At 53.7% G+C, this 9,984-nt stretch carries 11 protein-coding genes; 2 read left to right on the top strand and 9 right to left on the bottom strand.

Annotation, left to right across the window (positions count from 1 at the left end):
• Positions 1 to 95 precede the first annotated feature (95 nt).
• Entirely contained in the window at positions 96 to 692 is a 597-nt protein-coding gene (locus FDP13_RS16840) for a recombinase family protein (protein WP_143839947.1), read from the bottom strand.
• A 24-nt stretch (positions 693 to 716) separates the two neighbouring features.
• Between FDP13_RS16840 and FDP13_RS16835 the strand changes: the two genes are divergently transcribed.
• Together FDP13_RS16835 and smrA are read left to right on the top strand one after the other, a co-directional pair.
• Entirely contained in the window at positions 717 to 1,217 is a 501-nt protein-coding gene (locus tag FDP13_RS16835) for a phage tail protein (RefSeq protein WP_143839946.1), read from the top strand.
• A gap of 150 nt (positions 1,218 to 1,367) precedes the next feature.
• Positions 1,368 to 1,934 (top strand): DNA endonuclease SmrA, encoded by a 567-nt coding sequence (gene smrA / locus FDP13_RS16830; RefSeq protein WP_012769541.1) that lies wholly within the window; start codon positions 1,368 to 1,370, stop codon positions 1,932 to 1,934.
• A 62-nt stretch (positions 1,935 to 1,996) separates the two neighbouring features.
• Here the strand turns inward: smrA and FDP13_RS16825 are convergent, their stop codons facing one another.
• The 8 genes from FDP13_RS16825 to FDP13_RS16790 form a co-directional block, all read right to left on the bottom strand.
• Positions 1,997 to 3,343: an aromatic acid/H+ symport family MFS transporter gene (locus FDP13_RS16825; RefSeq protein WP_012769542.1), complete on the bottom strand. Its 1,347-nt coding sequence runs from the start codon at positions 3,341 to 3,343 to the stop codon at positions 1,997 to 1,999.
• Positions 3,344 to 3,499: 156 nt separating this feature from the next.
• Positions 3,500 to 4,855, bottom strand: a complete 1,356-nt coding sequence (locus FDP13_RS16820; RefSeq protein WP_143839945.1) for an esterase-like activity of phytase family protein — start codon at positions 4,853 to 4,855, stop codon at positions 3,500 to 3,502.
• A 162-nt stretch (positions 4,856 to 5,017) separates the two neighbouring features.
• On the bottom strand, positions 5,018 to 6,223 hold the full coding sequence (locus tag FDP13_RS16815; protein ID WP_143839944.1) for a phage tail protein: 1,206 nt from the start codon (positions 6,221 to 6,223) through the stop codon (positions 5,018 to 5,020).
• A gap of 234 nt (positions 6,224 to 6,457) precedes the next feature.
• Complete coding sequence (locus tag FDP13_RS16810; RefSeq protein WP_143839943.1) at positions 6,458 to 7,069, bottom strand: phage tail protein I; 612 nt, start codon at positions 7,067 to 7,069, stop codon at positions 6,458 to 6,460.
• Positions 7,062 to 7,970, bottom strand: a complete 909-nt coding sequence (locus tag FDP13_RS16805) for a baseplate J/gp47 family protein (RefSeq protein WP_143839942.1) — start codon at positions 7,968 to 7,970, stop codon at positions 7,062 to 7,064. Before FDP13_RS16805 ends, FDP13_RS16810 begins: the two co-directional genes overlap by 8 nt.
• Before the next feature lie 4 nt (positions 7,971 to 7,974).
• Complete coding sequence (locus FDP13_RS16800) at positions 7,975 to 8,325, bottom strand: GPW/gp25 family protein (protein ID WP_027711867.1); 351 nt, start codon at positions 8,323 to 8,325, stop codon at positions 7,975 to 7,977.
• A complete protein-coding gene (locus FDP13_RS16795; protein ID WP_226053376.1) occupies positions 8,322 to 8,963 on the bottom strand; it encodes a phage baseplate assembly protein V in 642 nt (213 codons plus the stop codon). The genes FDP13_RS16800 and FDP13_RS16795 overlap by 4 nt, the downstream gene beginning before the upstream one ends.
• Positions 8,964 to 9,374: 411 nt before the next feature.
• A complete protein-coding gene (locus tag FDP13_RS16790; RefSeq protein ID WP_033577852.1) occupies positions 9,375 to 9,836 on the bottom strand; it encodes a phage tail protein in 462 nt (153 codons plus the stop codon).
• Positions 9,837 to 9,984 lie beyond the last annotated feature (148 nt).

Genomic DNA, 9,984 nt, shown 5'->3' with positions numbered 1-9,984 from the left:
GCCAGCCTTTGGCTGGTCAAATTCGTTCCCGACGAATTTGTCTCTCTCTTGCCGCCTTCCTGCAACTCGAATTATTTTGGGTATAATATTAATCATCATCCTTCATATTTTTCATATGATAATAATTCACTGACAACTGTTTTTTGTGTGACGGGAAAATATTTATAAATGGTTTTTTCCGACACGCCGATAATATTGGCGATTTGCCAGCGGGTGGCTCCGTTATTCAGCAATGTTTTTGCCTGGTCAACCGCATCCGGCGTCATAATGCGCCGCCGCCCGCCAATGCGACCGGCGGCTCTGGCCGCTGCCAGCCCTGCACGGGTACGTTCGATGATCAGTTCACGTTCCATTTCGGCCAGCGCACTCATCACATGAAAAAAGAAGCGGCCGGCAGGCGTTGACGTATCAATCGCATCGGTCAGGCTACGAAAGTGGATGCCACGCCCCTGCAGGTCCGACACCATGGTAATCAAATCACGCACGCTGCGACCCAGTCTATCCAGTTTCCAGACGATCAGCGTGTCGCCGCGTTTGAGTTTACGCAATGCGCGTTTAAGCCCTGGGCGCCTGGCGTTTTTGCCGCTGGCTTGATCTTCGAAAATCAGCTCACAATTTGCGCTGACCAGCGCATTTTTCTGTAATTCGGTATTTTGATCGCTGGTCGATACCCGGGCATAACCAATAAGCATAACGTAACCTCCTGAAAAGGCTGATTGTATTTATCCTCTTGTTTTCTCGCAAACCTGGGTTTAAGCGATACGCTGAAAATCGCCGATATCGTCGGTATCCCGCTGCCCTGGCCGCAAGCCACACCGCCCGCCGGCTGGCTGAAATGCAACGGTCAGGCGTTCGACAAAAACGCTTTCCCGAAACTGGCGCAGGCTTACCCCGGCGGCGTGCTGCCGGACCTGCGCGGTGAATTTATTCGCGGCTGGGATGATGGGCGGGGGGTGGATAGCAACAGAAGCATACTTTCGCTACAGGGCGATGCGATAAGGAACATCACCGGGTTTGTCAGTGGTGTTTATGTCGGGTTTGATGGTTACTCTGGTGCGTTTTATGATACCGGTTCGCGAAATTCGATATCACCCTTGTCAACAATTGCTGCACAACTTAATGACGACTTCGCGTTTGATGCTTCCAGAGTTGTCCCTACGGCTAACGAAAACCGCCCGCGCAATATCGCCTTTAGCTATATTGTGAGGGCAGCCTGACGGCCGGAATCATCCTCAACATTTTCTGACCGGATAGACCACAACGCGGTGAGGAAACTCACCGCGTTTCTTGTCCGCCCTGCGGGGTGATATTTGATGACGCTCTGGGTATAGTAGAGAAGTAGTAAATAGATAATTGCGAGTGACACGATGACTCCTGACGAAAAAGCCCTATTCCTGACCGCCATGGACGATGTCAAACCGCTGAAACCGTCCTCAACCGTCACTCACCTAAAGCCAGTCTTACCGGGTACGACTCCCCATCGTGTACAGGAACCGGAGCCGGATAATTTCCTGATTACCGGCTTTCTTGATCTCTTTTCGTGTGATAGCCCGCTGGAGTTCAGGCGGGAAGGTATCCAGCAGGGTGTGGTGGATAAACTGCGTCAGGGAAAGTATCCGCTGGATGCCAGCCTCAACCTACTCCGTCAGCCGGTTGAGGTCTGTCGGCAGAATCTGTTCGCGTTCATGTTGCAGGCGCAACAGGATAACTTGCGTAATCTACTGATTATTCATGGCAAAAGTCGTCATGATAAATCACATGCCAATGTCGTGCGCAATTACCTGTTCCGTTGGTTGCAGCAGTTTGACACCGTGCAAGCCTTTTGTATCGCACAACCGTTTCATGGCGGCGCCGGTGCTTGTTATGTGTCGCTTAAAAAATCCGACCAGGCTCGTCAGGATAATCGCGAGAGACACGCTAAACGCAGCCGTTGATCTTTCTCTCGCCAAAAGAAAACGCCCGGATAACCGGACGTTGGCGTATGGGCATTGGCCTATCAGTAAGTGAGTTCTGCAACGGCGGGCCGGCTATAACCGAATTGTCCCTTGGCGAGAATCATCAGCGACGTCAACAGTGCGGGAATGGCAAGAATCGTGAACATCACGCTCAATCCCCATCCCATACTGACGACCTGTGCGCCCGCAAAAGCGCTCATGATTGCCCCCAGCCGGCCAATACCGTGCATCCAGCCTGAGCCGGTGGCGCGTGCTTCCGTCGGATAATAACGGGCAGACAGCGCATTCATGCCGGTATTTGCGCCGTTAAGGCAAAAACCGCTGCTGAATGCCACTATGGCCAGGAGCACGAAATGAGCATGGGTCGCGCCAATCATCGCGGTGGCGGCACCGCCGGCGGCATAAATTACGCCAAGCGCCAAATGCGGATTAACCTTATCCATCAACCAGCCGGCAAATAGCGAACCGAAAGTACCGCCGGCCTGATACAGGGCTGTGATGATGGTGGCTTCCGTTACGCTCATCCCCGCTTCCTTGATCACCGTAGGCAGCCAGCTTCCCAGCAGATACACCATAAACAGACCAAAGAAATAGCCGCCCCACAGCATAATACTGCCGAATCGATAAGAGCGGGATAACACCAGCCGAACGGCGAAAGCAGGCGGTTTTTCGGCCACCGGCATGGCGAACAGGCTATCCGCCTGGGTCACGCCGGGGGCTATCTTGTCAACAATGTGATGTATTTGACGTGAATCCGCCCGCTTGCTAACCAAAAAGCGCACTGATTCAGGCAGCTTTAGCAACAAGAACGGCACCAGCAGAAGCGGCAGAATACCGCCCATCAGCAATACCGAATGCCAGCCCCACTGAGGAATCATCCAGGAGGCGGCAAACCCGCCGCTGGCGGCGCCGAAACTGAAGCCGCAGAAGACCACGGTGATGATGAAGGAGCGTTTTTTCTCCGGTGCAAACTCCGATACCAGCGTGCCGACATTCGGCATCGCCGCTCCCAAACCTAACCCGGTCAGAAAGCGAAAAATGACCATGTGTTGCACATTTTGGGAAAATGCGGTTAACAACGTCCACAGGCCAAACAGGAATACACTGGCAATAATGATGGTTTTACGTCCGCGCCAGTCTGCCAACGGGCCGGATACCATGGCGCCTACCGCCAGGCCAATCAACGCGGCGCTGATAACCACCGCCAGCTCTGCATTGCCAATTCCCCACGCTGCTTTCAGCGAGGGGGCGATAAAGCCCATAATGGCAATGTCCATGCCATCAAGCGCAATAATACAAAAACAAAGGAAAACGATCAGTTTCTGGTAAGCCCCAAGAGGGCGCTGGTTAATCAGCTGGCGTACGTCAATCGCGGTGGAACCTGTCACGCTTTTTCTCCAACAATACCGCAAAATGTTCACAATGGCTTACACTGTAAACAATTATTTCCGATAGGGAAATATAATGGCGGGAAAAATTTCACGTATCAGATAAATAAAGCAGCACACCCGCTGAGGAAACGCTGCCTGACAAGTATTTCAGTTTTAACGAAGCGGCTGAGGAAGATGGATGATCCATAATTGGCTACTTGCCTCATCCTTGGGCAGTGACTCCAGCTCCAGTCGGGTATCGACGGGCTGGCCATCCAGCAACAGCTTGCCATCAGACCCGACCTGATATTTGCCAATTTTTTTCACATCATGGGTGGGATTGACCAACACAGACTGTAAACCGAAATCGTTGTCACTGGTTACCGCCAGCGTACTGGCGTCAATCAACGCCAATCCTTCGGCTTTCTCCGGTTTCCAGCCCAACTGACGTAAATCAACCAGTTGTTGTTTTTTCGCGAGCACGACGCCGCGTTTTGTCAGCGTGTCGGCATCATCCCATTCTGCTGGACGCGTCGCATCCAGCAGGGTCAGATCGCTGGCTTCGCGGAGATCAACGCGATAGATCAGGTTGTGCATGACCTTGTTTTTGCCCGCACCTTGTTCAATCACCAGAACCTCATGATCGTTCAGTGCAACCATATCGCCAATTTTGGCGTCACCGGTTTTTTTCCACCGATCTGTCTCCAGCGGATAGCCATACATCACTGTTTTGCCCGTTGCCGGGTCAAAACTGACTAATCGAGTAAACAACGCTTTGTTTTGTGTTTTCCCGTCAATATCCAGCGTGCTTTGTACTGCAGCAAGAATGCGGCCGTCCGGCATCCGGGTAATACCCTCAAAACCCCGGTTTGGCTGGCGCCATTTAAGAATATTGGGTAAACCGCTGGCTAACCCTTGTTCACCCTGTAGCGGCGTTGGGCCCACCTTTTTCAGGATCTTGCCCTGAGCATCAATCTGAATCAGAAACGGACCATACTCGTCTGAAAGCCAAAAACCGCCTTGGCCATCGGGTGTAATCCCTTCGGTATCCAGCCCACGGCGATCGTCCGGCAGTTTTTTCAGCACATCGCTAAGCGCCACTTCATTAGTGGTGCCGATTAACGAACCGGGTAATGGCAAACCGCTGACGGGACCAAACTCGTCATGCAACTGACGCAACGCTGTGGCTTGTGCGCTTTTGGCATCGACGGTAATGAGCATAATCGAAGGAACAAAGTCGGGCGCAGCAAAAATTTTTGCCTCTTTACCCTGATATTCCGGCGCATCGGCATTCGGCCCGCGATCGGTAACGGTAACAAACATCAGCTTGTCACCATCCCGCCCGATAAATGACAACCCGGAACCGACCCCCATGGGAAAACCGTTGGGGAAACGCGTCTGCCATTTACCTGGATAACTGACCCGATCATTATCAGGGAAAGTAATCTGGTACTGCTCGGTTTGGATATCCGCTGCCTGAACGACATGGGCCAGCAACAAAATAGAAAGAAGCGGTAAGCAAAGGCGCATAGTCGAATCCTGTACGAGAAAGTAGCGACATCACACTAAGACTGTAATACGACGCTTTTATGACAGTACAGGCTGACAACAATACAGATTGTAAAACGCGGTGAGCATACTCACCGCGTTGTGGTTTATCCGGTCAGAAAATGTTGAGGATGATTCCGGCCGTCAGGCTGCTCTGACGATGTAGTTAAAGGCGATGTTGCGCGGTCGGGTAGCTCCATAACCAAACTGCCAACCATTTGAATCCAAATCTTGTGCCCCCACCGTCTCCACATTTATAGCGGCACGTAGCATGGCATAATCGCTTTTGTTGACAATATCAAACCCCATAGATTTGTATGTATTGGCACTATCGTTGTTTGCATGTATCAATGCCCCTACATTTACTGCACTTAAGTTGGGATCTGAAATAGTCAGAGTTCCTTTTTGCCAACTTAGCAATTCACGGGCAACATCTACCCCGCGCCCATCATCCCAGCCGCGAATAAATTCACCGCGCAGGTCCGGCAGCACGCCGCCGGGGTAAGCCTGCGCCAGTTTCGGGAAAGCGTTTTTGTCGAACGCCTGACCGTTGCATTTCAGCCAGCCGGCGGGCGGTGTGGCTTGCGGCCAGGGCAGTGGGATACCGACGATATCGGCGATTTTCAGCGTGTCGCTTAAACCCAGGTTTGCGAGAAAGGCCGATTTATTCGCGATATCCGCACCGTTTTGTTCTTTGAGCAATGCCGTGTTTTTGACAAATGCGGTGGTCGCCAGTTGCGTGGAGTTCGCGCTGTTGGCCGCCGTCGGCGCGGTAGGTACGCCGGTCAGCGCGGGGCTGCTGAGTGGAGCATATTGCGGGTGGGGATTGGCGGCGGCGACATGTGCGTTGAGCTGGCTGTCGGCGTATGTCTTGACCTCAACAGCCGTATCATCGACATACTGGCGGGTCGCCAGTACCACGGCTGGGTCGATTTTCAGGGTAATGGCGTCGGCGCTATTGACAATCAGGATCATGCGTACGGTTTGTACCCGGCCTGAGCCTTCCTGTAGCAGTGGCTTATAGGTATCGGCGCAGTTTGCGACGGCAACCAGATCACCGTCGCTGTCATACAAACCGATTTCACGGATCCACCAACCGCCCTCATTTTCAGGAATAACCTGCTCGGCAATGATTTGGTTGGGGTTTTTAGGGTCAACACTCAGTGCGTTGAGCGTAGCGCGGCGTTTCTCATTGATCAGTTTGGTTTGGGCCGGAGTCGGAGTAGGCAGGCTGCCGCCGCCATCGCCGACCGCCATTTGCGTGATGGCCAGGTGGCTACCCAGCGCCGTGGCGTTAGCTAATTTCGCCGCGCCGGTATTCGTCAGTAAAGCAAAGTATTTTGTACTCATGCAGATTACTCATACGGTTAATAGGGAAGGATACCGCAAGGGGCATCGGAGAAGCCGGGGATACAGACTGGTGATAACCAGCCGGCAAAGAGTCCCGGCTGTGATTGAGTGAGGGTAGTATGCGAGAGCGGCGGGGAGATCGCACCCAATGGGCGTTGGCGTGAGGCAGAGACAACAATCGGGCGATTCGACATAAAAAAAGCCAGCGTAAGCTGGCTTGAGAGGAAGCAAAAATTAACCGCCGACATTCAGATCATCAATAAGATGAATTGCTCCGCCGGTGAACTCTTCGCCCGAGACGCTGATGGTTTCCGGGAAGTAAGGATAGATGGTCAACTCATCGCCGCTGTAAGAACTGGCGCCCAGCGAGACGGTCCCTGTTGTATCCAGATTGATATTCAGCCCCAACATCTGGCGGCTGACGGGCTTGGCGTCGGCAATCAGCCGTTCCAGTTCCTGAAAAGACTCTTCCGTAATGCCTGATTCCTGAATACCGATATCCAGCCGGAAGGTGCCGGGAGTATCGCCGGTTTGCCACCACTCTTTGATGCGAATCAGATACCCCAGCGGTTCGACCACCCGACGCAGCGCACCGATGGTGCCTTTATGGCGGTGGATAAAAAACGCATCTTTGATGACTTTTCGTTTGACGGCTTCCGACCAGCTTTCATCCCAGCGATCGACCGATAATGTCCAGGCCAGATAGGGCAGCAGCTCGACCGGGCAAGTGTCGGGATTCCAAATTTGGCGCAGGGGGATAGGTATCTTTTCCAGACTGGCGCTGGTCGTGGCGGCCGCATGTTCCAGAGAAGATGAACCGGGGGGCAGCAGGGGACTTTTATTCATCCGTTCCCCCTAATCTCAGGGTATAGCCGGTGCAGTGCGACGCCTGGGTGTCATCCAGTACGATATCCGCCGTCGGGCTGGCCAATTCCACCCGCTGCACCCCTTCCACATGCAGCGCCGCATAGATGGCTGAGCGACGGATATCACGCCCCAGACGGTGCTGGCTACTGACATAACTCTGCAGTTTCTTCTCCGCGGCAGCGCGGATCGGCTCGGCTTCCGGGCCGGGATAAAGATAGAGCGTGGCCTGAATGTCGTAAGGGACAATTACCGCAGATTTGACGGTGACCCGGTCAGCTACCGGCCTGACATCCTCGGCGTTGAGTGCGGCGTTAACGGTGGCGATAAGCGCATCGCTGGCGGCGCCGTCATTTTCCCGTGACAGGACCGACACCAACACCTGAGCGGGGCCGGGACTGATCACCGAGATATCCGCGACCTGGCCGCTGGCGCTGCGGCCATGGAACTGGTAGGCGCCGATGGAGCCTGCCACGCTCAAACCTTCATAAGCCTGCTGGATGCGTAAACGGAAATCGGTATCCGATTCCATCACCGCCGCGGTCGGGGGGACGGTGGTCGCGTCTGCCGGGGTAATCACCAGGCGGGATACATTGACGTTAGCGCCCAGTTGGTCCAGGTCATTGCCCCGGGCGAACGCCAGCATCCCAGCCTGTGCGGCTTCATTGATACGCTGGCGCAGCAGGAGTTCGCGGTAAGCGTTTTCCTGCAACAGTTTTACCAGCGGTTCTGATTCCAGCGTCAGAGTGCGTGCGATAGCGGCGCGTTCATCGTCACTGTAAAGTGATAACAGCGTTTCCTTACGCGTGGCGTACAGGGTTTCATAATCCAGCGTTTCAACGACGTTGGGGGCGGGTAACTGACTTAAATCGATAATGGGCATAATCTCAGCTCACAGGAATGGTTAACGAAAGGGATGTACTGTTGCCGGCCAGCGTGCCGGAAATATCCACAATCAACTGGCCGTCGTAGTGGCTTTCCATGGAGATGGATGTCAGCGTCAGTCGAGGCTCCCACTTCAACAGCGCGACATAGCAGGCGGCCTGTACCTGTAGCTTCAAGGCGGGCGTCTGCGGCTGGTCGATCAGTGAGGAAAGCAGCGAGCCGTAATCGCGCCGCATGACCCGGCTGCCTTGTGGCGTAGTCAGAATGTCGCGCACACTTTGGCGTAGGTGCTCCAGATCGCTGAGACTGCTGCCGGTGTTGCGGTTCATGCCGGTGTACGATGTGCTGGTCATAAAGGTCCTCCTGTTGTGCCGCCGCCACTTTGTACGCCGCCGTGTTGATGGGTATGCACCACCACGCCGTTAGAGGAGAAGCTTCCTCCTGAATGCGTGACGCTGCCTGTGATGCTGCCGCCTTGCTGTACCTCAATAGTCTGGGTGATCAACTTATGTGTACAGACGACTTCCGGTGTATCCAGCGTGATGCGTTCGCTGGCGTTGATGGTGACGTTTTTCGTGGTAACGGACACAGATTCCGCTGCGACGACAGTGGCGGTTTTGATGCCGGTCACGGTCAGTGCGCCGTTAGCCGGTTCGTATTCCATCACGGCGCCATCGGGAAAGCGGATGTGACAGGCATCCGCCGACACTGATGGCGCAGGGTGGTGGTCGCTGTAAATACCCGGTACGACAAAAGCCGTATTGAGCTCGCCTCCTATAGCAAGTATGAGTACCTGTTCACCCACCGACGGCGCCCACCATTCGCGGGAACTCCCCGCGCGACGGGACAGCCAGTGGAGCCATCCGGTGACCATGCCACCGGTTTGCACGCGGCAGCGTGCCTGTTGGGTATCGACTTCGGTCACGACGCCGATACGAATCAGGTTACGCAGTGCGCGCTGGATTTCGGAGAGATATTCGTATGTATTCATGGTGGGAAGCATGAGTCTTCCCACGTCATGAGACAATTTTCCGCGGTTGTGTGGCCAGGGATACCACCGATAGGGAGTATGCGTACCGAGGATGCGCATCGCGGTATGGCAAGGCCGACATGAGTGAGGGGCGATGTGCTAATTCCCATTCCGACTATTGAGATGGGGTCTTAGGCGAGCCGTTGCATGGGGTGTTGCTGAAGAATAGTCGCAGGCGTTCCCGGCAATGAATGTATGTCGATGCCTGATGTATCCGGGCGATGCGTTAATAAATACGTCGTGAATGTGGTAATGATCGGCGGGAATAAATAGATGCGATGGCAAGGCTATAAGATAGCGCCATCGGCGTTATAGTGAAAAGGCTGGCCGTCTTCGCAACGGCCCTGATAACGAAAAGTAACATTCAACCGATCAATTGCTTTTCCATTGGCTGATCAGTTCACCAGCAATATAGAGCGCATTAGGGCGGCTAACCGGTTCAGGCGGTGCGGGCTCCGGTTCATAATGTACTTGTAGAGTCTGATTCTGCTCAATAACGCGATTACGCTCCGTTAAATTGAGTCGAACAGATAAGGTGCGGGTATTATCCGAATTATTATCGATAGTGAAACTAATGCCTTTATTACGAATACCTTCGCGGGTTAATAAATCGGGCTGATTCTGGCGTACCCAGAATAATAGCGTGACAAAAAGCGTATCGGGGTTGTCGGTGAAATTATCCAGCGTCAGCAGCAACTGATAGCGGTATTCGAAAGACAACGACGGTTCATGCAATGCAGCAATTTCACCTTCCTGAATTCGAAACTGCAATACATTACTCAATGACGGTAATGCGGTGGTCAGCGCAAGTCTGAGGCTTTGCGGTTTTTGCATAATAAATGTCCTGGTGTGGCGGTTATCTTTATACCCTTCATACTTCACGTTGCAGGTGCGTTAGCGGGTCAAATTCATTCCCGACGAATTTTTCTCTCTTACCGCGTGGCAAGGCTCAATGAGCCTTGCCCTGGCCGGCCAACGCGTT

The organism is Dickeya sp. ws52, from assembly GCF_007210685.1.
Classification (GTDB): domain Bacteria; phylum Pseudomonadota; class Gammaproteobacteria; order Enterobacterales; family Enterobacteriaceae; genus Dickeya; species Dickeya chrysanthemi.
Note: the sequence above shows the minus strand (reverse complement) of the source record. Positions and strands in the feature narration are given on the sequence as shown.